Annotated in this window: 22 protein-coding genes; 8 read left to right on the top strand and 14 right to left on the bottom strand. The window is 61.6% G+C overall.

Going from position 1 to position 25,058, the window contains the following annotated elements:
* Window positions 1–88: 88 nt before the first annotated feature.
* The 12 genes from ACQRBT_RS06160 to ACQRBT_RS06105 form a co-directional block, all read right to left on the bottom strand.
* Entirely contained in the window at window positions 89–2,860 is a 2,772-nt protein-coding gene (locus tag ACQRBT_RS06160) for a hybrid sensor histidine kinase/response regulator (protein ID WP_060755027.1), read from the bottom strand.
* A 124-nt stretch (window positions 2,861–2,984) separates the two neighbouring features.
* Complete coding sequence (gene purD, locus ACQRBT_RS06155; RefSeq protein WP_060755026.1) at window positions 2,985–4,277, bottom strand: phosphoribosylamine--glycine ligase; 1,293 nt, start codon at window positions 4,275–4,277, stop codon at window positions 2,985–2,987.
* 129 nt (window positions 4,278–4,406) lie between these two features.
* Window positions 4,407–6,014 carry a bifunctional phosphoribosylaminoimidazolecarboxamide formyltransferase/IMP cyclohydrolase gene (gene purH / locus ACQRBT_RS06150; RefSeq protein ID WP_060755025.1) on the bottom strand — a complete coding sequence of 536 codons (1,608 nt, stop codon included), beginning with the start codon at window positions 6,012–6,014 and terminating at the stop codon, window positions 4,407–4,409.
* A gap of 81 nt (window positions 6,015–6,095) precedes the next feature.
* Window positions 6,096–6,416 carry a DNA-binding transcriptional regulator Fis gene (fis, locus tag ACQRBT_RS06145; RefSeq protein ID WP_002555375.1) on the bottom strand — a complete coding sequence of 107 codons (321 nt, stop codon included), beginning with the start codon at window positions 6,414–6,416 and terminating at the stop codon, window positions 6,096–6,098.
* A complete protein-coding gene (dusB, locus tag ACQRBT_RS06140) occupies window positions 6,413–7,426 on the bottom strand; it encodes a tRNA dihydrouridine synthase DusB (protein ID WP_060755024.1) in 1,014 nt (337 codons plus the stop codon). The genes fis and dusB overlap by 4 nt, the downstream gene beginning before the upstream one ends.
* 185 nt (window positions 7,427–7,611) lie before the next feature.
* A complete protein-coding gene (locus ACQRBT_RS06135; RefSeq protein ID WP_411985111.1) occupies window positions 7,612–8,847 on the bottom strand; it encodes a DUF3426 domain-containing protein in 1,236 nt (411 codons plus the stop codon).
* Between the two features lie 30 nt (window positions 8,848–8,877).
* The gene (prmA, locus tag ACQRBT_RS06130; protein WP_090367037.1) at window positions 8,878–9,756 is read right to left on the bottom strand and encodes a 50S ribosomal protein L11 methyltransferase; all 879 of its coding nucleotides are present in this window, start codon (window positions 9,754–9,756) and stop codon (window positions 8,878–8,880) included.
* 219 nt (window positions 9,757–9,975) lie between these two features.
* Window positions 9,976–11,337 (bottom strand): acetyl-CoA carboxylase biotin carboxylase subunit, encoded by a 1,362-nt coding sequence (gene accC / locus ACQRBT_RS06125; protein ID WP_060755021.1) that lies wholly within the window; start codon window positions 11,335–11,337, stop codon window positions 9,976–9,978.
* Between the two features lie 17 nt (window positions 11,338–11,354).
* Window positions 11,355–11,819 carry an acetyl-CoA carboxylase biotin carboxyl carrier protein gene (accB, locus tag ACQRBT_RS06120; protein WP_244701812.1) on the bottom strand — a complete coding sequence of 155 codons (465 nt, stop codon included), beginning with the start codon at window positions 11,817–11,819 and terminating at the stop codon, window positions 11,355–11,357.
* A 24-nt stretch (window positions 11,820–11,843) separates the two neighbouring features.
* Window positions 11,844–12,299, bottom strand: coding sequence for a type II 3-dehydroquinate dehydratase (gene aroQ / locus ACQRBT_RS06115; protein ID WP_010213488.1), 456 nt, complete (start codon window positions 12,297–12,299; stop codon window positions 11,844–11,846).
* A gap of 293 nt (window positions 12,300–12,592) precedes the next feature.
* The gene (locus ACQRBT_RS06110; protein WP_412046625.1) at window positions 12,593–14,554 is read right to left on the bottom strand and encodes a methyl-accepting chemotaxis protein; all 1,962 of its coding nucleotides are present in this window, start codon (window positions 14,552–14,554) and stop codon (window positions 12,593–12,595) included.
* 53 nt (window positions 14,555–14,607) lie between these two features.
* Complete coding sequence (locus ACQRBT_RS06105) at window positions 14,608–16,278, bottom strand: diguanylate cyclase (protein ID WP_412046626.1); 1,671 nt, start codon at window positions 16,276–16,278, stop codon at window positions 14,608–14,610.
* A gap of 387 nt (window positions 16,279–16,665) precedes the next feature.
* Here ACQRBT_RS06105 and ACQRBT_RS06100 point away from each other — a divergent pair, with 387 nt between their 5' ends.
* The 4 genes from ACQRBT_RS06100 (at window position 16,666) to speA (ending at window position 20,791) form a co-directional block, all read left to right on the top strand.
* Entirely contained in the window at window positions 16,666–17,643 is a 978-nt protein-coding gene (locus tag ACQRBT_RS06100; RefSeq protein ID WP_372241630.1) for a DUF2333 family protein, read from the top strand.
* A 2-nt stretch (window positions 17,644–17,645) separates the two neighbouring features.
* Window positions 17,646–18,182 carry an NUDIX hydrolase gene (locus ACQRBT_RS06095; RefSeq protein ID WP_104995403.1) on the top strand — a complete coding sequence of 179 codons (537 nt, stop codon included), beginning with the start codon at window positions 17,646–17,648 and terminating at the stop codon, window positions 18,180–18,182.
* A 181-nt stretch (window positions 18,183–18,363) separates the two neighbouring features.
* Window positions 18,364–18,735 carry a translation initiation factor Sui1 gene (locus ACQRBT_RS06090; RefSeq protein WP_060755015.1) on the top strand — a complete coding sequence of 124 codons (372 nt, stop codon included), beginning with the start codon at window positions 18,364–18,366 and terminating at the stop codon, window positions 18,733–18,735.
* A gap of 142 nt (window positions 18,736–18,877) precedes the next feature.
* Window positions 18,878–20,791, top strand: coding sequence for an arginine decarboxylase (gene speA, locus ACQRBT_RS06085; protein ID WP_060755014.1), 1,914 nt, complete (start codon window positions 18,878–18,880; stop codon window positions 20,789–20,791).
* A 48-nt stretch (window positions 20,792–20,839) separates the two neighbouring features.
* Here speA and ACQRBT_RS06080 read toward each other — a convergent pair whose 3' ends face one another.
* Together ACQRBT_RS06080 and ACQRBT_RS06075 are read right to left on the bottom strand one after the other, a co-directional pair.
* On the bottom strand, window positions 20,840–22,183 hold the full coding sequence (locus tag ACQRBT_RS06080) for an MATE family efflux transporter (protein ID WP_412046627.1): 1,344 nt from the start codon (window positions 22,181–22,183) through the stop codon (window positions 20,840–20,842).
* A gap of 3 nt (window positions 22,184–22,186) precedes the next feature.
* On the bottom strand, window positions 22,187–22,480 hold the full coding sequence (locus ACQRBT_RS06075; protein WP_060755012.1) for a hypothetical protein: 294 nt from the start codon (window positions 22,478–22,480) through the stop codon (window positions 22,187–22,189).
* A gap of 179 nt (window positions 22,481–22,659) precedes the next feature.
* Here ACQRBT_RS06075 and ACQRBT_RS06070 point away from each other — a divergent pair, with 179 nt between their 5' ends.
* The 4 genes from ACQRBT_RS06070 to ACQRBT_RS06055 are packed head-to-tail and all read left to right on the top strand — an operon-like array spanning window position 22,660 to window position 24,938.
* Window positions 22,660–22,968, top strand: coding sequence for a MazG-like family protein (locus ACQRBT_RS06070; RefSeq protein WP_003188211.1), 309 nt, complete (start codon window positions 22,660–22,662; stop codon window positions 22,966–22,968).
* On the top strand, window positions 22,961–23,710 hold the full coding sequence (locus ACQRBT_RS06065) for a methyltransferase (protein WP_060755011.1): 750 nt from the start codon (window positions 22,961–22,963) through the stop codon (window positions 23,708–23,710). Before ACQRBT_RS06070 ends, ACQRBT_RS06065 begins: the two co-directional genes overlap by 8 nt.
* 23 nt (window positions 23,711–23,733) lie before the next feature.
* Window positions 23,734–24,336 (top strand): DUF4136 domain-containing protein, encoded by a 603-nt coding sequence (locus tag ACQRBT_RS06060; protein WP_060755010.1) that lies wholly within the window; start codon window positions 23,734–23,736, stop codon window positions 24,334–24,336.
* Window positions 24,337–24,380: 44 nt separating this feature from the next.
* Window positions 24,381–24,938 carry a DUF4136 domain-containing protein gene (locus ACQRBT_RS06055; RefSeq protein WP_060755009.1) on the top strand — a complete coding sequence of 186 codons (558 nt, stop codon included), beginning with the start codon at window positions 24,381–24,383 and terminating at the stop codon, window positions 24,936–24,938.
* Window positions 24,939–25,058: the final 120 nt, after the last annotated feature.

The following is a 25,058-nucleotide window of genomic DNA, read 5'->3' as shown; positions in this document are numbered from 1 at the left end:
ACACCTCGGTCTTTCTGAAACACTGCGGCGTTGTTATTGGGGCGGCTTCGCCACCCAGCGCGGGGCAAGCCCGCTCACTACAAATTTCTCAGGAGGGGGCGTGTTCCGGGCGCTGTTGACGCTGCGCCACCCAGTATTCCACCAACTCACGCAACTGCGACAACTCCACCGGCTTGGCCATATGCCCATCCATCCCGGCTAGGCGTGCGCGTTCTTTATGTTCCGACAGAATGTGCGCCGTCAGCGCTACGACCGGCGTGCGGATGCGCTGGTGGCTGACTTCCCATGCACGCAGTTGCTGGGTCGCCGAGAAGCCATCGAGGATCGGCATCTCACAGTCCATCAGGACCAGGTCGTAACGCTGGGCTTTCATGGCCTCCAGCGCTTCTTCGCCGTTGCTGGCGGTGTCTGGGTTGAGGTTGAGCTTGCCGAGCATGCCACGGATCACCTTGGTGGAGATGCTGTTGTCTTCAGCCACCAGGATGCGGAAATCGGCAGGTACGGTGATGGCTGCCGGTGCACTGAGGACGGGGCGTGGCGGCACGTTGCCTTTGCTGCGCTGCGTCAGTTCGTCGGCCAGGGTGGTCTTGAGCGTATACCCGGCCACTGGCTTGGCGAGAATGCGCTTGATCCCGCAATTGCGCGCGATGATCTTGCTCGGCGCGTTGCTGATGCCGGTGAGCATGATCAGCAGGATGTCGTGGTTCAGGCTCGGGTCTTCCTTGATCTTTGCCGCCAGCTGCATGCCGGTCATGCCCGGCATGTTCTGGTCCAGCAGCACCACATCGAAGTAATCGCGCAGGTGCGCCTTGGTGCGCAACAAGGCCAGGGCCTCTTTGCCGGAGGGCGCGGCACTCACGTTCAGGCCCCAGGCCGAGCATTGCTGCACCAGCACTTTGCGACAGGTGTCGTTGTCGTCCACCACCAGCACCCGTGCGCCCTTGAGCGGGCCATCGAGGTCGGAGGTCGGGTGTTCGAGACGTTCCGGGTCCAGCGGCAGGGTCAACCACAGGGTGCTGCCCTGATGGCTGCTGCTCTTGATGCCGAACTCGCCGTTCATCAGCAGGATCAGTTGGCGGGCGATGACCAGGCCCAGATGGCCACTCAGACGGGTGGCCGAGAGGAAGTTCTTGCTGTGCAGTTCGCTGTGCAGCAGGGCATCGCGCTCGATGGCGTCCATGGGGACGCCGCTGTCTTGCACGGCAATGCGCAGGCGCGGCTTGGGGCTGCGTTCGTCCAGGGCGACGACGATCAGCACTTCGCCTTCGTCGGTTTTCTGCAGGGCGTTTTCCAGCAGGCTCAACAGTGCCTGGCGCAGACGTGTCGGGTCGCCACTGATCACACGAGGCACCTGGGGCTGGATAAAACTGATCAGTTCGACGTTTTGCTGCTCGGCCTTGGCGCGGAAGATACTCAAGCAGTCTTCAATCAGTGCGTTGAGGTCGAACTGCACATCATCGAGCTCGATCTGCCCGGACTCCAGCTTGGAGATATCGAGGATCTCGTTGATCAGCGTGAGCAGCTCATTCCCGGCGCTGTGGATGGTCTGCACGTAGTCCCGCTGTTTGACCGACAACGGCGTTCCCAGCAGCAATTCGGTCATGCCCAGCACACCGTTCATGGGGGTGCGGATTTCGTGGCTGATCTTCGCCAGGAACTCGGCCTTGGCCGCGATCTCGGCGTTGCTGGCGGCCAGGTCGCGGCTGAGGCTGAAACGGGTTTCAACAATCGCGCGCTGGCGCTCGCCCAGGGCCAGGCTCATCAGCAGGCCACTGAGGCAGATAAAGCTCAGCAGGGTGACGATCAAACCCTGCGGTGCCACCAGTGTCAGGCCGAGCAGGGCCGGCAGGATGATCAGCGTGCCGAGGTTGAACACCACCATGGCCGCCACGAACAAGCGTGCCGGGCGATAGCCTTTCTGCCAGTGGTAGGCCGAGATGAACAGCATGCTCAACCCGGCCAGGGCGACCAGGGCATAGGTGATGATGTTCAGCGGCAAGGTGTTGACGAACAACAGCAGCAGACCGCACAGCACGATGAACAGGATGTCCGCCATCAACAGTTTGTTCAGCGGATGCGGGCCCAGCGGCATGAAGAAGCGGTAGGCAAACATCAGCCCGCAGGGGGCGGTCAGCAATAGCGCGAGGTAGGCGCCGGGCGTCTGGATGGCTTGCCAGTTCGGCAGCCAGGGCCCGATCAGGTTGAGCAACAGCAGCAGGCTGAGCATCAACAGGAACTCGCAGGCGGCCAGCCATAGGCTGCTCCGCGAGCGGTGGTAGGCGAAGCGCGTGAGGTTGTGCAGGATCAGCATCAAGAGGACGCCGAACAGCAGCCCGTAGATCAGCGTCTGGTGCTGGTCGGCCGCCGCCAGTACGGCCGGCTCCAGGGTGATATAGGGGCGCAGCTCATGCTCCGACACCAGGCGCAGGTAGACGTCGAGTGGTTTGGGGCTCTGGGGCATCGGCAGCATGAAGTCGCTGCTCGGTAGCGGCCTTTCCACCTGAGGTTGACGGGTGCCGGTGGTCTGTTGTTCCACCAGGGTGTCGCCGTCCAGCACATACAGGCTCAGATGGGACAGGTCCGGGGCAAACACCCGCAGCACTTGCTCGTGCTTGCCGGGTTGCAGCCTGAAGCGCACCCACAACGCGCCGTCCGGTTGCGCAGCGGTAATCCGGTCCAGTTCGATGGGGCTGAATTGATTGGTGTAGCGTGAGGAGCGGATGTCGCTCAGTTGCAGGTCGGCCTGTTCATCAAGTAATACCGCCCAACCACTGCCTTGCGCCGCGGCCTGGGCCGGGAACAAGCAGAGCAGTGTCAGCAGGCTGACGGTGAAACCTATGGCGATCCTGAGCCAGCGCACGGCGAAATCCCTTCGTAGGTTGATGCACGTGATGCATGGGTTAACTATGCGCGGGGCGACATGCGTAGGGCAAGGGCCGAAGGCCCTTACCTAACCGAACGGATAGCTACTGGAGAGTAGCGGCTCAGCTGTTCTGGCCACGTTCACGGGCAATGGCGCGATAGCCGATGTCCGTACGGTAGAAACAGCCTTTCCAGTCGATTTTCGCCGCCAGCTTGTATGCCTGTTGTTGCGCCGCGTCGACACTGGCGCCCATTGCCGTGGCGCACAGCACGCGGCCACCTGCGGTCACGACTTTGCCATCCTTGAGCGCGGTGCCCGCGTGGAACACCTTGCCTTCCAGCGCAGCTGCCGCGTCCAGGCCTTCAATCACATCGCCCTTGGCGTAGTCGGCAGGGTAGCCACCGGCCGCCAGCACAATGCCGACGCTCGGGCGAGGGTCCCACTGCGCTTCAACCTTGTCCAGTGCCTGGGCCAGGGCGGCTTCCACCAGCAGCACCAGGCTCGATTGCAGGCGCAGCATCACCGGCTGGGTTTCCGGGTCGCCGAAACGGCAGTTGAACTCGATGACTTTCGGGTTGCCGGCTTTGTCGATCATCAGGCCGGCGTACAGGAAACCGGTGTACACGTTGCCTTCGTCGGCCATGCCGCGCACGGTCGGCCAGATCACCTGGTCCATGACGCGTTGGTGCACCTCGCTGGTGACCACTGGGGCAGGGGAGTAGGCGCCCATGCCGCCGGTGTTCGGGCCAGTGTCGCCGTCGCCGACGCGTTTGTGGTCCTGGCTGGTGGCCATTGGCAATACGTTCTTGCCGTCGACCATCACAATGAAGCTGGCTTCTTCGCCATCGAGGAATTCTTCGATGACGACGCGCGAGCCGGCCTCACCAAAGGCGTTGCCGGCGAGCATGTCGCGCACGGCGTCTTCGGCTTCCTGCAGGGTCATGGCAACGATCACGCCTTTGCCGGCGGCCAGGCCATCGGCCTTGATCACGATCGGTGCACCTTTTTCACGCAGGTAAGCCAGGGCCGGCTCGATCTCGGTGAAGTTCTGGTAGTCGGCGGTCGGGATCTTGTGGCGAGCCAGGAAATCCTTGGTGAACGCCTTGGAGCCTTCCAGTTGGGCCGCGCCGGCGGTTGGGCCGAAGCAGTCCAGGCCACGGCTGCGGAACAGGTCCACGACGCCTGCAACCAGCGGGACTTCCGGGCCGACGATGGTCAGGGCGACGTTCTTTTCGGCGAAGTCGGCCAGTTGCTCAAGGGCCAGCACGTCGATGGCGACGTTTTCGCACTTGGCTTCAATCGCGGTGCCAGCGTTGCCGGGGGCCACGAAGACTTTCTGAACGCGTGGGTCCTGGGCAACTTTCCAGGCCAGGGCGTGTTCACGGCCACCGCTGCCAATGATCAAAACATTCATTTCAAAAACCTCGTTTGGGTCATCGTTCCTACGCTCTGCGTGGGAATGCCTCTTGTGACGCTCTGCGTCACGCTTTGGGACGCGAAGCGTCCCAGGCTGCGTTCCCACGCGGAGCGTGGGAACGATCGATCAGTGACGGAAGTGGCGCATGCCGGTGAAGACCATGGCAATGCCGGCTTCATCGGCCGCGGCAATCACTTCGGCATCGCGCATCGAGCCGCCCGGTTGGATCACGGCGGTTACGCCGGCTTTCGCGGCGTTGTCCAAACCGTCACGGAAGGGGAAGAATGCGTCGGAAGCCATCACCGAACCGGCAACCTGCAGGCCAGCGTGTTCGGCCTTGATCGCGGCGATACGCGCCGAGTTCACACGGCTCATCTGGCCGGCGCCGACACCGATGGTCTGGCGGTTCTTGGCGTAGACGATGGCATTGGACTTGACGTACTTGGCCACTTTCCAGGCGAAGATCAGGTCGTTGATCTCGTGTTCGGTCGGGGCGCGCTGGGTCACCACTTTCAAGTCGGCGCTGCTGATCATGCCGATGTCGCGGCTCTGTACCAGCAAGCCGCCGTTGACGCGCTTGTAGTCCCAGGCAGCGGCTCGCTCGGCCGACCATTCGCCGCAGGCCAGCAGGCGCACGTTGGCTTTGGCGGCAACGATGGCACGTGCCTCTTCGCTCACGCTTGGCGCGATGATGACTTCGACGAACTGACGATCAACGATCGCCTTGGCGGTTTCGGCATCCAGTTCACGGTTGAAGGCGATGATGCCGCCGAAGGCCGATTCGGTATCGGTGGCGTAGGCCAACTCATACGCCTGGCGAATCCCGCCTTCTGCGTCCGGGCTCACGGCCACGCCGCATGGGTTGGCGTGTTTGACGATCACACAGGCCGGCTTGACGAAGCTCTTCACGCATTCCAGCGCGGCGTCGGTATCGGCCACGTTGTTGTAGGAAAGCTCTTTGCCTTGCAGTTGGGTCGCGGTGGCGATGCCCACTTCGGCCGGCTTGGCTTCCACGTAGAACGCCGCGCTCTGGTGCGGGTTCTCGCCGTAGCGCATTTCCTGGGCCTTGATGAACTGGCTGTTGAAGGTCCGCGGGAACTGGCTGCGGCCTTCTGTGCTCAGGGTTTGCGCGGCCTGGTTCACGGTGCCCATGTAGTTGGCGATCATGCCGTCGTAGGCGGCGGTGTGTTCGAACGCCTTGAGCATCAGGTCAAAGCGCTGGGCGTAGGTCAGGCCACCGGCTTTCAGGCTTTCCAGCACTTGGCCGTAGTCGCCGGCGTTGACCACGATGGCCACGTCTTTGTGGTTCTTGGCCGCCGAGCGCACCATGGTCGGGCCGCCGATATCGATGTTTTCGATGGCGGTCGGCAGGTCGCAGCCTGGCTTGTTGATGGTGGCTTCGAACGGGTACAGGTTGACGGCGACCAGGTCGATCGGCTTGATGCCGTGCTCGCTCATGATGGCGTCATCGATACCGCGACGGCCGAGGATGCCGCCATGGATTTTCGGATGCAGGGTCTTGACCCGACCGTCCATCATTTCCGCGAAACCGGTGTAGTCCGCGACTTCTACTGCGGCCACGCCGTTGTCCTGCAGCAGTTTGAAGGTCCCGCCCGTGGAGAGGATTTCCACACCCAGAGCTTCCAGCTCCCGGGCAAATTCGAGGATCCCGGTCTTGTCAGAAACACTGATCAAGGCGCGGCGGATCGGAAGGCGGGTAGTCTGGTCGGTCATTTCAATTTCCATCAAAAGCAAAGGAGTCAGCAAAAAAGGCGACCGTTTTTACGCGGGCGCCTTTCTGGGTTGATTGAATGCTTACAGCAAATCGTACTGCTTGAGCTTTTTGCGCAAGGTGCCCCGGTTGAGGCCCAGCAGCTCACTGGCTTTGGTCTGGTTGCCCTTGACGTAGTTCATCACGCTTTCGAGCAAGGGCGCCTCGACTTCCGAGAGGACCAGGTTGTACACGTCCGTGACGGAAGCGCCCTCAAGGTGGGCGAAATAATTGTGCAGCGCCTTCTCGACACTCCCGCGAAGGGTCTGGCCTTCTTCGCTCGGTGTGTTGAGGTGCTGTTTCAAATTGACGTTGTCGCTCACGGGTGTTGTTCCACTCACTAAAGTCTCGGTCATCATCGTCATGCGGCCACCCCCTCTCCGTTCCCTGTCCTCAGGCTCTTTTCGCGCTCGCTGAAGTACTCTCGAACGGTGGTGACCTGTGCTTGCGTATCATCCAAACGATTGAAGTGGGCGCGAAACTCCCTGGCGCCCGGCAGGGTTGCGAGATACCAGCCGACATGCTTGCGAGCAATGCGTACACCCATCACGTCCCCATAGAAGGCGTGCAGGGCGGCCAGATGCTCTAGCAGAATACGTTCCACCTCGATCAGCTCCGGTGCCGGCAAGACTTCGCCGGTACGCAGAAAGTGATCGACCTCACGGAAAATCCACGGCCGCCCCTGGGCAGCCCGGCCAATCAACAAGCCATCGGCACCGGTTGCGTGCAGCACGCGCCGGGCTTTCTCGGCTGAGTCGATATCGCCGTTGGCAAAGACCGGCATCGACACCGCCTGCTTGATCGCGGCAATGGTGTCGTACTCGGCTTCACCGGTGTAAAGGTCGGCGCGGGTGCGACCATGCACTGCCAGCGCTGTAATTCCTGCCTGTTCGGCGATCTTCGCCACCGTCAGGCCGTTCTTGTTGTCCCGGTCCCAGCCGGTGCGAATCTTTAACGTGACCGGCACATCCACTGCGCCAACAACGGCCTGCAGGATCTCGGCAACCAACTGCTCATCTTTCAACAGCGCGGAACCGGCGGCCTTGTTGCAGACCTTCTTGGCCGGGCAACCCATGTTGATATCGATGATCTGCGCACCCAGTTCCACATTGGCCCGGGCCGCATCCGCCAGCATCTGTGCATCACCACCGGCGATCTGTACCGAGCGGGGCTCGGGATCACCTTCGTGGATCATGCGCATCCGCGATTTGCGGGTATTCCACAAACTCATGTCGCTGGTGACCATTTCCGAGACTACTAGACCCGCGCCCAAACGCTTGCACAACTGACGAAAGGGCTGGTCGGTGACGCCCGCCATTGGGGCGAGAATCAAGCCGTTCTGCAATGTGTATGGGCCGATGCGTACCGCCGACATAGGACTTCCCTGTTGTGGGGCCGGATCATTAGAGTTCGAAAAAGGGTTGGCATGATACCCGCTCTCGATGACTGGATAAAGGCTGAATTGGATAAAATCTGAGCAGCTATTTCTTTATCGCCGTCGGTTTGGTCGGCGGCGATGCAGTCAATAATCCGTCGCCAAACCTTCGGTTGTGCACCGCTTCACTCGGGCGAGTGAAAGCTCAGGCTGTAATTCACGGCTTTATTGCCCGGGTCGAGGATGTCCAGGGAGATGTGGATGGGGGTTTGCGAGGGCATTTCGCTCACGCCGGCCAGCTCGCCGCTCAGGTATTCGGCGGGTTTGAAGCGACGACTGGCGATCAGGTTGCCGTTCAGGTCCGCGAAACGCAGTTCCAGCAGCGGAAACGGCTGGGAGAACGTCGCACGGTTATAGATGATCGCATCCACCACCAATGCTCCGGCGAATTCCGGGTGGCTGCGCACCACCAGGTTGCTGCTCTTGATATGAGCAATGTCGACCCGTGATGGCACCGTACATCCCAATTTCGGGCACAACTGCTGGAACCAGGGGCGGTAGGCATCCTGGCGCGACAGGTCGTCGAATTGGTAGGCGATGTACTGGCCGGCGAGGCCGCCGGCGGCGATTACTACCAGCAGCAGCCAGAGCAGTCGACGGCCCCAGCCTGACGGACGTTTTTGTGAATAAAGGTGCAGCGGATCGTCTTCCAGGTCCTGGAGGACGTCGTCGTGAACGCTTGCCTGCGGCCGTGCCTGTTTGCGGCGCGGCTGTGATTCTTCGGGAGCGGGCTCTTCCACTTCGTCGATGACCGGCGTCACGGGCGGGTCGAAAACCTCATCCTCAGGGCCTGAACTCAGCGGCGGTTCATCATCCAGATCGTCGATAGGATGCGACATGGACGGTTCGGTGCGCTGCCGGGTCGCAGAGGGTGGTTCGGCGTCATTGGCCTGGGCGCGTTCTTCCGGCGGTTCGCTGAACAGGCTGGCGGCCCATTTTTCTTCCTCCGCCTTGGCGGTGTCGCGGCTGGCGCTGAGGGCGTCTTTTTGCCGGCGGTCAGCGCCCGCCTGGCGGCGCTCTGCGTTCAATGGCTGAGTATGCTGAATCTCACGGCGTTCCAGCTTGGCCAGTTCTTCGTCCAGGTCCAGGTTATCCAGGTCCAGTACTTCGGCGGTCCACTGCTTCTGGCTGATGGCCCGTGGCGTCGCGGGTGCTGCCTCGACGGCGGTCGGTTGTTCAGGTTCCGGCGCAGGTGCGGGTACAGGTGCTTGAGCGCGCTGCTCCAGCAGCTGGCGAGCCGCGTTGAACACTTGCAGGCACGAGCCGCAGCGCACCACGCCACGGGCCACGCTCAACTGGGCGTGGCTGACGCGAAAGCGGGCTTGGCAATGCGGGCACTGGGTGACGAAACTGTCGGTCATGCGGCCATCCGATTCAGGCAAGCGCTCATTCTAGCGCCGACGACCGCTGATGCGTACCCAACCATCACGATTGGCGATCGGGTCCAGTTCGAAATCCTCGGCGTAAGCGGCGGCGACATCCTCGCCTTGCTCGGCCAGGATGCCCGACAACGCCAGGCGGCCGCCCGGCTTGACCAGGCTCGACAGTTGCGGCGCCAAGGCAACCAGCGGCCCGGCGAGGATGTTGGCCACCAGCACGTCGGCCTGCACCTGGGGCAATTGCTCCGGCAGGTAGAGCGGGAATTTGTCCTCGGCAATGTGGTTGCGCCCCGCGTTATCGCGGGAGGCTTCCAGGGCTTGCACGTCGATGTCGGTGCCCACGGCTTGCTTGGCGCCCAGCAACAGCGCGGCAATCGCCAGAATCCCCGAGCCGCAGCCGAAGTCCAGTACGTTGCAGTCGGTGAGGTCCTGGCCGTCCAGCCATTCCAGGCACAGCGCAGTGGTGGGGTGGGTGCCGGTGCCGAACGCCAGGCCCGGGTCCAGCAGCAGGTTGACGGCGCCAGGCTCCGGTGCGGCGTGCCAGCTCGGCACGATCCACAGGCGCTGGCCGAAACGCATCGGCTGGAAGTTGTCCATCCAGCTGCGTTCCCAATCCTGGTCTTCGATCACTTCGCTGTGATGCTCCGGCAGCGGGCTACCGGTGAGCAATTCCATATGGGCCAGCACGCTGGCGGCATCGGTGCCGTCTTCGAACAGGGCCAGCAGGTGGGTGTGGGACCACAGCGGCGTGGTGTTGAGTTCGGGTTCGAAGATCGGCTGGTCTTCGGCGTCCATGAACGTGACCGAAACGGCGCCTACTTCGAGGAAAGCGTCTTCATAGGTTTCGGCTTGTTCTGGGCTGATGGCGAGACGGACTTGCAGCCAAGGCATGGCGGGCACCTTTGAAAAAATGAGTGTACGACTAGATGTGTCGCGAAAGCGCGCAAGTTTACGCGAGAGGCGGGCAGAAGACGACTGCGCCGACGATCGATCCCGCGTTCGTGACGCCGAGCGTCACAAGATGCATTCCCACGCGGAGCGTGGGAACGATCACATCAGCAGGCCAGAAACAACAAAGCCGCCCGAAGGCGGCTTTGTTGGGTAGAGCACTTACTGGTTGGCCAGCTTGTGTTCCAGGTAGTGAATGTTTACACCACCTTCGCAGAAGCCTTCATCACGAACCAGGTCCCGATGCAGGGGGACGTTGGTCTTGATGCCGTCGACCACGATTTCGTCCAGGGCGTTACGCATGCGGGCCATGGCCTCGTCGCGGGTCGCGCCCCAGGTGATCAGCTTGCCGATCAGCGAGTCGTAGTTGGACGGAACCTTGTAGCCGCTGTACAGGTGCGAGTCGACGCGAACGCCGTTGCCGCCGGGAGCATGGAAATGCTTGACCAGGCCTGGACTTGGGATAAAGGTTTTCGGGTCTTCGGCGTTGATCCGGCACTCCAGGGAGTGACCGTGGATCTTCACGTCGTCCTGGGTGAAGGACAGCTTATTGCCAGCGGCGATGCTGAGCATCTCCTTGACGATGTCGACACCGGTGACCATCTCCGTGACCGGATGCTCTACCTGCACACGAGTGTTCATCTCGATGAAGTAGAAGCGGCCGTTCTCGTAGAGGAACTCGAAGGTGCCGGCGCCACGGTAGTTGATGTCGATGCACGCCTTGACGCAGCGAGCCAGCACTTCCTGGCGAGCCTTTTCGTCCAGGCCCGGTGCCGGAGCTTCTTCCAGTACCTTCTGGTGACGACGTTGCAGCGAGCAATCGCGGTCGCCCAAATGGACGGCGTTGCCCTGGCCGTCGGAGAGCACCTGCACTTCCACGTGACGTGGGTTGGTCAGGTACTTTTCCAGGTAGACCATCGAGTTGCCGAACCAGGCACCGGCTTCGGCGCGGGTCTGTTTGGCCGCTTCGATCAGGTCTTCTTCCTTGTGCACCACACGCATGCCGCGACCACCACCACCACCAGCGGCTTTGATGATCACCGGGTAACCGACTTCGCGACCGATGCGCAGGGCGGTTTCCTCGTCTTCAGGCAGCGGGCCATCAGAACCTGGAACGGTTGGCACGCCGGTCGCAATCATCGCGTCCTTGGCCGACACCTTGTCGCCCATCAGGCGGATGGTGTCGGCTTTGGGGCCAATGAAGGCGAAGCCGGATTTTTCCACCTGTTCGGCGAAGTCGGCGTTTTCCGCGAGGAAGCCGTAGCCCGGGTGGATGCCATCAGCGCCGGTCACTTCCGCGGCCGCGATGATGTTGGAGACTTTCAGGTACGAGTTCGAGGCCAGTGGCGGGCCGATGCAAATGCTTTCGTCCGCCAGCTTCACGTGCATCAATTCGGTATCGGCCGTCGAGTAAACAGCGACGGTCTTGATGCCCTCTTCCTTACAGGCGCGCAGGATACGCAGCGCGATCTCGCCGCGGTTGGCGATCAGGACTTTTTGCAGTTTCTTCGCAGGTTTCAACATCGAAGGCGCTCCGCGGTTCAAACGATGGTGAACAGCGGCTGGTCGTACTCAACCGGCTGACCGTTTTCTACCAGGATGGATTCAATGACGCCGGCTTTTTCAGCGGTGATGTGGTTCATCATCTTCATCGCTTCAACGATGCAGATGGTGTCACCCACTTTCACGGTTTTGCCGACTTCAACGAAGGATGGCGAACCCGGTGCCGGGGTACGGTAGAAAGTACCGACCATTGGCGACTTGACCACGAAACCGTTCAGCGCAGGTGCGGCTGGGGCGGCAGGTGCAGCAGCGGCAGCGGGTACGGCGGCCGGAGCAGGTGCGGCGGGAGCCGGTGCCTGCATTTGTGGTGCGTAGTAGGGTTGGGCCGGAGTCTTGCTGTGACGGCTGATGCGTACGGACTCTTCGCCTTCCTTGATTTCCAGCTCGTCGATACCGGATTCTTCCAGCAGTTCGATCAGTTTCTTAACTTTACGGATATCCATGAATCATCAACTCCCAAGGGTCGGTCAGGGGCGCTTGGCCGGTTGTTCAAGTTGTTCCAGGGCGGCCTCCAGGGCCAGTCGGTAACCGCTGGCGCCAAGGCCGCAGATCACTCCTACCGCTACGTCGGAGAAATAAGAGTGATGGCGGAAAGCTTCGCGTTTATGCACGTTGGACAAATGCACTTCGATGAATGGGATGCTCACCGCCAGCAACGCGTCACGTAATGCAACGCTTGTGTGTGTAAAAGCGGCGGGATTGATCAGGATAAAGTCCACGCCTTCACCGCGTGCGGCATGGATGCGATCAATCAATTCGTACTCGGCATTGCTTTGCAGGTAGAGCAGATGGTGGCCGGCTTCACGGGCCCGTCGCTCAAGATCAAGGTTGATCTGATCCAGGGTCACTGCCCCATAGACGCCCGGTTCGCGGGTGCCGAGCAGGTTCAGGTTGGGTCCGTGAAGAACCAGTAAGGTCGCCATCGGCTGTTCCTTGTTATGGATGGGGTACGGCAGAACCCGGCGACTATGCCGCAAAGCCTTTGTGACTGTCCAGTTCTATGCAGTAGGCGGCACGATTAGCGAGGATAGCGCAAAGTTTGTGACTGCGCCGCAGGATCCGGTCATTGGCGACACACTCCGAATCCAACGAACATCAACTGTGGGAGGGGGCTCGCTCCCGATAGCGGTGGATCAGTCATGGATACTGAGACTGACAATCCGCAATCGGGAGCAAGCCCCCTCCCAAATTTATCCTCATATGGCGTTGGAACGGCTCAGACGCGGAAGGCTTTGACTGCCGTATTGAGCTGGCCTCCCAGCACCAGCAGGTGCTCGCCCTGACTGCGCCCTTGGCCGATGCGCTGCAGGTTGTCCTCACCCAGCTGGTGAATCCGCTCGCTGTTATCGCGAATCTCGCTGACGGCGCCGCTCTGTTGTGCCGTCACATCGGCGATGCGCACTGCCGTGTCGGAGATGGTCTGGATCGCCCCGACGATTTCATCCAGCGCGCCATCCGCCGCCTGGGCTTGCTGGGCTGTGGCTTCGGCGTGTTCGACCTGGGCGCGCATGCCTTGCACCGATTGGTGGGCGGCGGTTTGCAGGCCGGCGATCAGGTCCTGGATTTGCGCCGTGGCGCCCGCCGTGCGTTGGGCCAGGGAGCGCACCTCATCGGCGACCACGGCAAACCCGCGCCCGGCCTCACCCGCGCGGGCGGCCTCGATGGCAGCGTTGAGCGCGAGCAGGTTGGTCTGGTCGGCAATCGAGCGGATCACCGTCAGCACGCCGCCAATCGTGGCGGACTCCTCGGCAAGTTTTTCGATCATCTGCGCATTTTGCTGCACTTCGCCGACCAGCGAATGCAGCCCGGTGAGGCTCAAGCCGATCACCCGTTGACCCTGTTCCACAGCCTGGCCCGCGCTGCGGCTGGCGTCGGCGGCCTGGCTTGCATCACCCGCCACTTGCTGGATGGTGGCTTCCAGCTCGCCCAGGGAGTCACGAATCTGCGCCGTATCGCCCGCCTGACGCTCGGCGCCGTCGTGAAGGCCGCTGCTCAGCTCGGCGAGGGTACGGCTGGTGCCGGCAACTTCCTCGGCATTGCCGCGAATGGTGCCGACCAAGTCCACCAGGTAGGCGCGCAGACGGTTCAGGGAGGCTTCGATGTCGTGCAGTTCGCGGTTGGTTTTGCCCAGGGCGATCGGTTGGCCGAAGTCGCCTTCGGCCCAGGTCGAAAGCGCCGGGGCAAGATGGGTCAGCACCCGCGCCAGGCGCCGTTGCAGGGTATCGATCAACAATGCGATCAGCAGGATCAGGCCGATCATCACGCCCTGCATCAAGCGTACTTCGCCTTGGATCTTGCCGTGTTGCGCACGCACCACGGGCTCCAGGCCGGCGATGGCTTGCTGCACGGCGGCGATTTTCAAATGGGTGGCCGTGGCGAGGTCGGCCCGTTGCTGGATCTGCTCGCGGGTGCGCTTGAGTTCGGCGGGGTAGCGGGTCAGCAGGCTGTTGAGTTCGCGCTTGAGGTCGACGCCGGTGTCTTGCGCTTCGGTCTTTTCGTTGTTTTCCAGGCCCATCATGGCGGAGAAGTCATCGGCGCTGGATTCGCTACTGGCCTTGACGCCCAGCAGGGGCAATTGCGCCAACCGTTCGGCCTGGGTGCGGATGCTGCCCAGCTCTCGCTCTACATCGTCGGCCAGTTCGGCGCGCCCGCTGCTGACCAGCTTATCGCGGGCCAGGGATAATTTGCCCAGGTGCTGGGACGCGTCCAGCAGCGGCGGCAGGTAGCGCGCCGCCTCAGGCGAGTTGACGCCCATCGCGTACTGGCTCAGTTGTTCCAGGTTCGCACCCACTTCACGTTCGGCTTGCAGCAACAGCGCTTGCGGGTCACCCGCCAGTTTGCCGGCGGCCAGCAGGTCGGTTTTGCTGAACGCATCAAGGTCAACGAGGCTGGGGCGCAGGTTCTGCGCGAGCTCCGCCGGCAGGTCATCCAGATGCTGCAGCAGGCTTTCCAGGCTCTGGCCGGCACTGCTCAGGCGCAAGGCATCACCGCTGGCCAGGTAATCGTCGATATTGCGCGCGGCCTCGTTCTGAAAGGTCTGGGACAAACCCAGATAACGCTCCATCAACAGGTAAGGTCGTTCCAGCGCCCGTTGCGACCACCAGAGTGTCGCACCCAGGGCCAGGCACACGGCCACCAATAGAAGGGTATTGAGATTGGTCAGCAGCTTCAGGCGCATGCGGGGTTTCAACCGACGGCGAAAGATAAGTGCCTGAAGTTATTGCGTTTCTATTACATAGTTATGACGGAATCAGTGGATTCCGGTGAAAAAGTGGCACTTTGCCTTTTCGTGCGTGCGGCCAGTACGCGGTTGCGTCCGGCATCCTTGGCGCGGTACAGCGCCTCGTCGGCCTGGGCGGCCATCATCAAACTGTCGGAGCCATCACACAATTCCACCAGGCCGGCGCTGAAGGTGCACCACAAATCCTGGGGTTGGGCCGGGTAATGAATTTCGGCAAAGCGCCCGCGGATTTCATCCAGCACCTTGCAGGCCGATTCCAGGTCGGTGTCGGGCATCACGATGGCGAACTCTTCACCGCCGTAGCGCCCGATATAGTCGGTCTTGCGCAAGCGCTGCTTGAGAAACAGCGCCAGGCTCTTGATCACGCGGTCGCCCATAGGGTGGCCGTGGCTGTCATTGACCCGTTTGAAATGGTCGATATCGAGCATGGCGAAGCTCAACGGCTTGTTCTCGCGGCGCGCGCGGAAGCTGCAGTCTTCGAGCAGTTGCAGGATATGGGTGTGGTTATACAGGCCGGTCAGGCTGTCGCGCACCATCCGCGCCTTCAAGTTGCGCGCACGCGCGGCGCGGTTGCGCACGGTGGTGATCAGGTGGCGCGGCTTGATTGGTTTGGTGAGGAAGTCGTCACCGCCTTCGCTCATGGCGTCCAGCTGTTTGTCCAGGTCATCCTCGGCCGACAGGTAAATGATCGGCACGCTGACGTAGCGGTCGTTGTGGCGGATCACCTTGGCCAGTTCGGTGCCGGTGCAGGCGGGCATGTACATGTCGAGGATGATCAGGTCTGGCTGGAAATCCGCCAGTTCAGCCATGGCCTGGATCGGTTCGATCAGGGTGCGGGTGACGATACCGGCACTGTTGAGCAGCCGCTCGGTGTGCAATGCCTGGGCGCGTGAGTCATCGATGATCAGGACTTTATAGGGTTCGTACTGGGCAACGCAGGTCAGCACTTCGATCTTTTCCAGCAGGCTTGAGGCTTCCAGCGTGCCGGTGAGGAACTCCTGGCCGCCGGCGCGCACGGCGGCCAGGCGGGTCGGGGTGTCGGTTTCATGCAAGCTGAAGAACAGCAGCGGCAGCTTTTGCTCCAGGCCCTCCTGGGCTTCGGCTGCGAGCTTGAGGCCCTGGCCTTCGCCGCAGAAGTCCACATCCATCACGATGGCGGACGGCAGGCGCTCGGCCATGGACGCCCGAAAAGCCGCGATGCTGTCCAGGGACTGGGCGCTCATGCCAAAGAATTCCAGCTGCTTGGCCAAGCGCTCGGCGCGGTCGTGATCGGCCAACATCACGTAGATCGGCTTGCGCATCGGTGGCAGGAAGGTTTGTTCCAACTGGTCGCCCTGGCGCAGACCGGTGCGTGACAGGCGTTGCATCAGGCGGTTGAGTTCGGTGATCAGTTGGCTGCTCAAGCGCCCGCGATTTTCGTCCACAGCCTGCAGGGACTCGCCGATATGCCGTGCCAGTTGACCGTGCTCCGGCTGCTCGAAGCGCTCGGCAAAGCGCAGCAGGCGCAGGTTGGCTTCGCTGAGTTCGGAAAAATCGGCGTTCGACCATTCACTGCGTTGCAGGCGTTGCCAGATCTCAAGAATTTGACGTGCCTGATGAATTACCCGCTGGGCAAAATGGTGCTTGAGACGCTCACGGCTGGGGTCTTCTGGCTCGGTCATATCCTGACTACTAGTGAGGGTGCATGCTGAGGTCGACTGATGGCTCTATGCTAGCACCTCTTTTATGTTGCATGAGTGTCATACGTCAATTAAGTGCAAGTCTCTGCCATTCAGTTTTTGACCGAGTGGTCGCGCAGCGTAAAAAGCGTGCATCCTTTATAGTCGAATCTGCCTGTGTGCCACTTTCGTTTAAAAGGCCGCACCGGCGGGCACGATGGGGTAGGGTTGTGGTCGGAGTGTTTGAACGCACCCGGACAATTGATGTGCATGAACTCAAGTGATTGAAAGGATATCGCCATGCTGGACTGGAAAAACCGTGAAGGCAGTGCCAAAGGCCCCGCCCCTGAGCCCAAGTCGGCCAATCGTGGCTACTTTCGCAACCTGCTGATGAGCAAAGCCTTGCTCAGCGTGTTGGGCTTGTACCTGTTGGTCACCGGTGCCCTGGGTTGGTACTGGAGCGAAGAGCCGGCGCTGTTCCCGGTCCAGCAAAACGCCCAGCTTGCCGCCGAGAAGGAAGGCAAGCAGATGGTGGTGGGCTACACCACCGTTGAAACCCTCAAGACCGTGGTCGGCACGTTGCTGAACAAGCCCGGTGGCTACATTTCCAACGATCGTTTCCCGCCTGGCCTGTGGATGGACAACATGCCGAGCTGGGAGTACGGCGTACTGGTACAGGTGCGTGACCTGACCCGCGCCCTGCGTAAGGATTTTGCCCGTTCCCAGTCGCAGTCGGCTGAAGACGCCGATCTGGCCAAGGCCGAGCCGCGCTTCAACTTCGACAACAAGAGTTGGGTGCTGCCGTCCAGTGAGTCGGAATACCAGGAAGGCATCAACTCCCTGAGCCGCTATGAAGCGCGCCTGTCTGACCCGAACCAGCGCGGCGCGCTGTTCTATGCGCGTGCCGACAACCTGAACAACTGGCTGGGGGATGTCGCCACCCGCCTGGGTTCGCTGTCGCAACGCCTGTCGGCCAGCGTGGGCCGGGTCAAGCTGAACACTGCACTGAAAACTGAAGCCCTGGCTCCAGGTGAAGTGCCGCAGGTCGATGAAGAAGTGGTGGAAACGCCGTGGATGCAGATCGACAACGTGTTCTACGAAGCCCGTGGCCAGGCGTGGGCATTGTCCCATTTGCTGCGCGCCATTGAAGTCGACTTTGCCGATGTGCTGGCCAAGAAGAACGCCACCGTCAGCGTGCGTCAGATCATTCGTGAGCTGGAGGCCTCGCAGGAAACCGTTTGGAGTCCTATGATCCTTAATGGCAGTGGTTTCGGCGTTCTCGCCAACCACTCGTTGGTGATGGCCAACTATATTTCCCGGGCAAACGCTGCAGTGATCGATTTGCGTCAGCTCCTCAACCAGGGTTGATGATGGACGCTACTCCAAACGAGGCCGCGCACCGCGCGGCCTCTGATGCTGAACTGATCTGCTGGGTCGACAGGCAAGACAACCTGCTCGGCCACCTCGTCAGGTCTGACCTGCGCCAGCGCGGCCTGATCGGCCGTTGCACCTTTATCTTCCTGTTCAATTCGGCAGGTTTGCTGTGTGTGCACCGACGCACCCTTAGCAAGGCGTTGTATCCCGGGTTCTGGGACACGGCGGCGGGTGGCATGGTGGCGGCAGGCGAGTCCTACGCTGAATCGGCGGCGCGGGAGCTGGAAGAAGAACTGGGCGTCGCCGGGGCGGTACTGACCGAGCACGATCACTTCTTCTTTGAAGACGGCGACAGCCGGCTTTGGTGCAAATCCTACTCCGCCGTGTGGGATGGCCCCCTGCGGTTGCAGCCCGAGGAGGTCATGGAAGCACGCTTTTTACCCATTGAAACCGTGCTGCTGGAGGCTGAGCAAAAGCCTTATTGCCCGGACGCTCAAGAGGGCCTGCGGCGCTATCTGGCCTCGCGTCGCTAAAGTTGTATAATTGGCGCCATTTGGCTCTTAGCAAGTCGGCTTTTTGTGGTTACACTGCGCGACTTTTCACCCGAACCACCCTGTGCGGTTCGGTAGCGCTGCCCCTGCCTGAGTGGGGCTTCGCGGTCGGTGACCTCTTCGCAGGTACCGATCTGTCTTTGTCCTCCCAAGAGGATTGCCGGTGGCCAAAAAAGCCGCATCCTTCGCCGCCCTTGGTGGCCTGGTATTTTCCACCGACGCAGGTCGACACTGCCCGGACTGTCGTCAGCCCGTGGCCGCTTGCACCTGCAAACAGACCCTGATCCCTGAAGGCGACGGCATTGCCCGCGTGCGACGCGAGAGCAAAGGCCGTGGCGGCAAGACGGTGACGACCATCACCGGCGTACCGCTGGCCGAAGATGCCCTGAAGGAGCTGGCCACGACGCTGAAAAAGCGCTGTGGCACCGGTGGCGCGTTGAAAGACGGCGTCATCGAGATCCAGGGCGATCACGTCGAGTTGCTGTTGGCCGAGCTGATCAAGCTCGGGTACAAGGCCAAGAAGTCCGGCGGCTGAAAGCCTCTTCCCGACCTGTGTCTAAACTCTGTCCTGCGAGCGGGGTCTACCTCTCTTACAGGCAAATCGTCATTTTAATTCTTTAGACTGCGCCAGCCTCAGATGGGGGCGGTGCCTTCGACTTCATTTATAGGGGACTTCGATGTCCGTACGACGCACACGCAAAGACGATGGCAGCCAATGGACAGTTGCGGACAGCCGCAGTGTTTACGGGATTCGCCATTGGGGGGCCGGGTATTTCGCGATCAATGATGCCGGTCGCGTTGAAGTCCGTCCGAACGGCCCGAACAGCACACCCGTCGACTTGTACGAGCAAGTCGACGAGTTGCGCAAAAGCGGCTTGTCCTTGCCGCTGCTGGTGCGCTTTCCTGACATCCTGCAAGACCGCGTGCGCCAACTGACCGGCGCGTTCGATTCGAACATCGAGCGCCTGGAATACCAGAGCAAGTACACCGCGCTGTATCCGATCAAGGTGAACCAGCAGGAAGCGGTGATCGAAAACATCATCGCCACCCAGAACGTGTCCATCGGCCTGGAAGCCGGTTCCAAGCCTGAGCTGCTGGCCGTGCTGGCCCTGGCACCGAAGGGCGGCACCATCGTCTGCAACGGTTACAAGGACCGTGAGTTCATCCGACTCGCGCTGATGGGCCAGAAGCTGGGCCACAATGTATTTATCGTGATCGAGAAAGAGTCCGAAGTCGGCCTGGTGATCGAAGAGGCCGCGAGCCTCAAGGTCAAGCCACAGGTTGGCTTGCGCGTGCGTTTGTCGTCGCTGGCGTCGAGCAAATGGGCGGACACCGGCGGCGAGAAATCCAAGTTCGGTTTGTCGGCGGCGCAGTTGCTGTCGGTGGTCGAGCGCTTCCGCGCTGCCGGCCTGGACCAGGGCATCCGCCTGCTGCACTTCCACATGGGCTCGCAGATCGCCAACCTGGCCGACTACCAGCATGGGTTCAAGGAAGCCATCCGTTACTACGGCGAGCTGCGCAACCTCGGCCTGCCGGTGGACCACATTGACGTCGGCGGCGGCCTGGGCGTGGACTACGACGGTACGCACTCGCGTAACGCCAGCTCGATCAACTACGACATGGACGATTACGCCGGCGTGGTAGTGGGGATGCTCAAGGAATTCTGCGATGCGCAGAGCCTGCCGCACCCGCACATCTTCTCCGAAAGCGGCCGCTCGCTGACCGCGCACCACGCCATGCTGGTGGTACAGGTCACCGACGTCGAGAAACACAACGACGACGTGCCGCAGATCGAGAACAAGGAAGCGCTGCCGGAGACCGTGCAGTGGCTGGTCGACCTGCTCGGCCCAACCGACATCGAAATGGTCACCGAAACCTACTGGCGCGCCACGCACTACATGAGCGACGTGGCCGCTCAGTACGCCGACGGCAAGCTGACCCTGGCCGAGAAAGCCCTGGCCGAACAATGCTACTTCGCCGTGTGCCGCCGCCTGCACAACTCGTTGAAGGCGCGCCAGCGCTCGCACCGCCAGGTGCTGGACGAACTCAACGACAAGCTGGCCGACAAGTACATCTGCAACTTCTCGGTGTTCCAGAGCCTGCCGGACACCTGGGCTATCGGCCAGGTGCTGCCGATCCTGCCGCTGCACCGCCTCGACGAAGAGCCGCTGCGCCGTGCGGTATTGCAGGACCTGACCTGCGACTCCGACGGCAAGATCAAGCAGTACGTCGACGAGCAGTCCATCGAGACCAGCCTGCCCGTGCACGCCCTGAATGAAGGTGAGGACTACCTGCTGGGTATCTTCCTAGTGGGCGCCTACCAGGAAATCCTGGGAGACATGCACAACCTGTTCGGCGATACCGATTCGGTGAACATCTACCAGCGCGAAGACGGTTCGGTGTACAGCGCCGGGATCGAGACCCATGACACCATCGAAGACATGCTGCGCTACGTGCACTTGTCGCCGGAGGAGTTGATGACGCACTACCGTGACAAGTGCGCCAGCGCGAAGATCAGTGCGAGTGAACGTACCCAGTTCCTCGACGCATTGCGCCTCGGGTTGACTCGCTCGTCTTACCTGTCGTCGTGAGGCGATAGCGGTTGAGCAAAACCCACCTTCTCAGGTGGGTTTTTTATTTCATGACCCGACCAACCAGCGATTCTGCGTGTTCAGGCGCCAGCCGATGAATGCCAGGGTCAGGCTGCGCAGCGCCATGAAGAGCAGGAAGGTTATCCACAGGCCGTGGTTACCCATGCCCTGCAACGCCCAGGCGAATGGCAATGTCAGCAAGACCGTCAGCAGCATGCCATTGCGCATTTCCCGTGCCCGCGTTGCGCCGATGAACAGGCCGTCCAGCAGGTAACTCCAGACGGCGATCAACGGCAGCACGGCCAGGTAGGGCAGGTAGCGGTCGGCGGTTTCGCGCACACTGGTGATATCGGTTTGCATGGCGATAAACAGGTGGCCGCCGAAGGTGAACAGTACGGCGAACCCCGTACTGGCGATCAGTGACCAGCCGCCGGCTACCACCAGTGAGCGACGCAAGGCCTGGCGATCATGCGCACCAATGGCGTGACCGCACAGCGCTTCCACCGCGTGTGCCAGGCCGTCCAGCGCGTGAGCCGTCAGCAGCAGGCCGTTGAGCAGCAGTGCATTGGCCGCCACGGTGGCGTCACCCAGGCGCGCACCTTGCACCGTGATCATGAAAAACACCGATTGCAACGCGAGGCTGCGGATGAAAATGTCGCGGTTGACCGCCAGCAGCGGGCGCCAGCTTTTCCACCGCGTCAACGCCGCCCAGGCGATATGCCCGGGGTAGGCGCGCAGGGCTTTGTGCGTCATCGCCAGGCCGAGCAGGGCGCCGGCCCACTCGGCCACCACCGACGCTCGCGCCGAACCGACTACCCCCCAATCCAGGCCGAGTACGAACCACAGGTTCAAGGCGATGTTGACCAGGTTGGTGGTCAGCAGGATCGCCAGCGGTGCACGGGCGTTCTGGGTGCCGAGGAACCAACCCACCAGCGCATAGCTGGCCAGTGCGGCGGGCAGGCCGAACAGGCGGGTGTGGAAGAATTCGCGGGTCAGCTCAGTCAGTTCGGGGGACGGTTGCATCCATTCCAGGGCCAGGTGGCTGAGAGGAATGCCGACTGTGCCCAGCACTATCGCCATGCCCAGCGCGAGCGACAGACCTTGCAGCAGGATTTGCCGCAACGCCGCGCCATCGCCGCGCCCGGCGGCTTGCGCGGCAAACCCGGTGGAGCCCATGCGCAAGAACCCCATGGCCCAGGCGAGAAAGGTGTACAGGCTGGCACCCACGGCCACGGCGCCCAATTGATGGGCGTGGGGCAGGTGACCGATGACTATGCTGTCCACCAGGGCCACCAGCGGCACGGAGATATTGGACAGGATCATCGGTGCGGCCAGGGCCCAGACGCGACGATGGGTGGAGCGGTGGCGCCAATCGGTGAGTAGGGTATTCAATTATTAATGCACGACCCAGCTGAGCAGCCAAAGGCCCAGCATCAGCCAGATGATCCCGACGATGATCGACGCCCGCATAAAGGCGCGCACCGCCGAGTACAACAGCATCAGGCCGATGATCAGGGTAATGATGCTGATGATCGAGGTGTCCATGCCCAAGGTGCGTGACAGTCCATCGACGAAGTTGCCACCGGCGTTGGTCAAGGCACCGAATAGCCCGCTGAGCCCGTCGACGATAAAGCGGATGATGGAACCGAGCGCCTGGCCCAACCATCCGAAAAAGCTTTCTACCTGCATGTGTGTGCCCTGATGAGAGAGTGGACGTTGCTGTGCCTTGGGTTGCGATTGCGCCCGGCGAGTTCCCTATAAGCATAGAGGTTTGCCGCGTGGTAATCATGGGCTGTGTTGGGTGTCGCTGGATTCACTTGCCTTGATGGCTTATCCGCCCGAAGCTATACGCCTTCAGGAGCCCGCGCATGAACCTCGAACACCTCACCGAACGCTTGCATCGCATCCGCGATACCAACGATTGGAAGCAATTTCACAGTCCGAAAAACCTGGCCATGGCCGCCAGTGTGGAAATGGCCGAGCTGGTGGAAATTTTCCAGTGGCTGACCGAAGACCAGTCGCGCCAGTTGCCCGCGGACAAACTCGCCCACGCCGGCCAGGAAGTTGGCGACATCGTACTGTACCTGTTGTTGCTGTGCAGTGAGTTGGGCCTGGACATGAACGAGGTGGTGCGCGCCAAGCTGGCCGATAGCGAACGGCGGTTTGCCCATGAGTGATCGTCATTTCGACCAACTGGCCACACGGTTCGCCGAGAAGATTTATGGCGGTGCCAAGGGCGCCATTCGCCTGGCTGTATTGCAGGCCGACCTGAGTGAAGCGCTGCCGGATCGCCCGTTGCGCGTATTGGACATCGGTGCGGGCCTGGGGCACATGTCGCTGTGGTTGGCCGAGCGCGGCCATGACGTGACGTTGGCCGAACCTGCCGAGCCGATGCTCGAAGGCGCCCGTCAACGTTTCGCCGAGGCCGGGCAGGCCGCGACTTTTATCCATGCGCCCTGGCAGGACCTGCTTGGGCAACTCACCGAGCCCTATGACCTAGTGCTGTGCCACGCCGTGCTGGAGTGGCTGGCTGAACCCCACGCGATCCTGCCGGTGCTGCACCAACTCACCGTGCCTGGCGGCTGGCTGTCGCTGGCGTTCTACAACCGCGATGCGCTGATTTATCGCAACCTGCTCAAAGGCCACTTCCGCAAGATGCGCAAGAACGACATGGCCGGCGAAAAGCAGAGCCTCACCCCGCAACAGCCGCTTGATCCACGGGAGTTGGCGGCGCAACTTGAGGGGCTGTGGCAAGTCGAAAGTCAAAGTGGCGTGCGGGTGTTCCACGACTATATGCCCGTGGAGTTCCAGGCCCGTGCCGACCTGCAGGATTTGTTGGAGATGGAACTCGCTCATCGTCGTCACCCAAGCTTTGCCGGACTTGGGCGTTATTTACACTGGATCTGCCGTCCGGTTTGAGCGGCCCAGTTGCGGAGGTCGAAATGCGTCGTCTGTGTTTGATCCTGTTGTCCCTCGGTCTGGGCGCCTGTTCCAGCCCCAACCCCTATGTGGCGGCTTCGGCGCCGATGCCGCCGGCACCGGCCCAGGCGGCCAAGACCTTTGATGCCAGCGCCTACCCGGCGCCGGTGCGTGACTACGGTGCCTACCGCAGTTGGGCCTGGCTCAACGGCCAACTGCCGGCGGGCTCGGCCTGGGTCGATTCGGCACAGATTGCCGAGGCGGTGAACGGTGCCCTCGACCAGCGCGGCCTGCGCCTGTTGCATGACAACCGTGCGCCAGACCTGCTGGTCAGTGCCGACGTGCGTCTGGAGAAGCGCCTGCGGCAGGTGCAGGACGATTATGGCTACGGCTATGGCGGCTATAACCGCTATGGCAATGGTTACGGCATGTACAACACGGTGCCGGTGGTGCGTACCTATGAAGTCACCGTCGCGGTGGCGCGGATCAGCCTGTTCGATGCGCGCACCCGCCAGCCGGTCTGGAGCACCAGCGCCGAAACCAGCAGCCAGGGCAGCCTGAGTGAGCGAGCTGATGCATTGCGCGAGGCGATGCAGAAGGCAATGTCCGCCTATCCGCCCAGTTAGCCGCTATTCTCATTTCAGGCTCGAACGTCTTTTGGAGAACCTCCATGTTTCGTCGCATTGCTGCACTTGCCGTTGTTGTATTGCTGGGCGGCTGCCAGACCAGTCAGGTCAACCATGACTTCGATGCCAGCCGCGACTTTGGCGCCTACCGCAGCTGGGCCTGGAAAGACCCGGCGCTGCAATACCGCCCGGATGATCCACGGATCAAGAGTGACCTTACCGAACAACGCATCCGCCAGGCTGTGGGCGAACAACTCGACCAACGCGGCTTGCGCCCTGCGGCGGCGGGTGGGCATGCCGACCTGAAGGTGCAGGCCTACCTGATCGTCGAGGACCGCCAGCAGCAAGTCACCACCAATTACGGCGGCGCCTGGGGCGGCCCATGGAATGGTTACTGGGGGGCGCCGATGTACAACGAAACGCGCAACATCACCTACAAAGTGGCGACTATCCAGATCGACCTGCTCGACGGCAAGGACGGCAAACTGGTATGGCGGGGCAGTGACGAACAGATCATGGCCAGCTCGCCGAACCCGCAGGACCGCAGCAATGCGATTCGCTCGACCGTGGGCAAGATCCTGTCCAACTACCCACCCCGATAAAGACAGCGCAAATCCTGTGGGAGGTGGGCTTGCCCTAATGCCTGTCAGTTAAGCGATAAAGCGGACGATGGATAAATTGTGGGAGGGGCGGTGCGACGATTCGACTTGCTCCCGATGGCC

This window comes from Pseudomonas sp. R19M (genome assembly GCF_050312585.1).
Lineage (GTDB): Bacteria > Pseudomonadota > Gammaproteobacteria > Pseudomonadales > Pseudomonadaceae > Aquipseudomonas > Aquipseudomonas palleroniana.
The sequence above is the reverse complement of the archived record's forward strand: the minus strand, read 5'-3'. Positions and strand labels throughout refer to the sequence as shown.

What these genes read in the sequence shown, in the direction of transcription:
- purD (WP_060755026.1), bottom strand. Translation starts at nt 4,277, where the DNA reads ATGAATGTTTTGATCATTGGCAGCGGTGGCCGTGAACACGCCCTGGCC.
- purH (WP_060755025.1), bottom strand. Translation starts at nt 6,014, where the DNA reads ATGACCGACCAGACTACCCGCCTTCCGATCCGCCGCGCCTTGATCAGT.
- fis (WP_002555375.1), bottom strand. Translation starts at nt 6,416, where the DNA reads ATGACGATGATGACCGAGACTTTAGTGAGTGGAACAACACCCGTGAGC.
- dusB (WP_060755024.1), bottom strand. Translation starts at nt 7,426, where the DNA reads ATGTCGGCGGTACGCATCGGCCCATACACATTGCAGAACGGCTTGATT.
- ACQRBT_RS06135 (WP_411985111.1), bottom strand. Translation starts at nt 8,847, where the DNA reads ATGACCGACAGTTTCGTCACCCAGTGCCCGCATTGCCAAGCCCGCTTT.
- prmA (WP_090367037.1), bottom strand. Translation starts at nt 9,756, where the DNA reads ATGCCTTGGCTGCAAGTCCGTCTCGCCATCAGCCCAGAACAAGCCGAA.
- accC (WP_060755021.1), bottom strand. Translation starts at nt 11,337, where the DNA reads ATGTTGAAACCTGCGAAGAAACTGCAAAAAGTCCTGATCGCCAACCGC.
- accB (WP_244701812.1), bottom strand. Translation starts at nt 11,819, where the DNA reads ATGGATATCCGTAAAGTTAAGAAACTGATCGAACTGCTGGAAGAATCC.
- aroQ (WP_010213488.1), bottom strand. Translation starts at nt 12,299, where the DNA reads ATGGCGACCTTACTGGTTCTTCACGGACCCAACCTGAACCTGCTCGGC.
- ACQRBT_RS06110 (WP_412046625.1), bottom strand. Translation starts at nt 14,554, where the DNA reads ATGCGCCTGAAGCTGCTGACCAATCTCAATACCCTTCTATTGGTGGCC.
- ACQRBT_RS06105 (WP_412046626.1), bottom strand. Translation starts at nt 16,278, where the DNA reads ATGACCGAGCCAGAAGACCCCAGCCGTGAGCGTCTCAAGCACCATTTT.
- ACQRBT_RS06100 (WP_372241630.1), top strand. Translation starts at nt 16,666, where the DNA reads ATGAGCAAAGCCTTGCTCAGCGTGTTGGGCTTGTACCTGTTGGTCACC.
- ACQRBT_RS06095 (WP_104995403.1), top strand. Translation starts at nt 17,646, where the DNA reads ATGGACGCTACTCCAAACGAGGCCGCGCACCGCGCGGCCTCTGATGCT.
- speA (WP_060755014.1), top strand. Translation starts at nt 18,878, where the DNA reads ATGTCCGTACGACGCACACGCAAAGACGATGGCAGCCAATGGACAGTT.
- ACQRBT_RS06075 (WP_060755012.1), bottom strand. Translation starts at nt 22,480, where the DNA reads ATGCAGGTAGAAAGCTTTTTCGGATGGTTGGGCCAGGCGCTCGGTTCC.
- ACQRBT_RS06070 (WP_003188211.1), top strand. Translation starts at nt 22,660, where the DNA reads ATGAACCTCGAACACCTCACCGAACGCTTGCATCGCATCCGCGATACC.
- ACQRBT_RS06065 (WP_060755011.1), top strand. Translation starts at nt 22,961, where the DNA reads ATGAGTGATCGTCATTTCGACCAACTGGCCACACGGTTCGCCGAGAAG.
- ACQRBT_RS06060 (WP_060755010.1), top strand. Translation starts at nt 23,734, where the DNA reads ATGCGTCGTCTGTGTTTGATCCTGTTGTCCCTCGGTCTGGGCGCCTGT.
- ACQRBT_RS06055 (WP_060755009.1), top strand. Translation starts at nt 24,381, where the DNA reads ATGTTTCGTCGCATTGCTGCACTTGCCGTTGTTGTATTGCTGGGCGGC.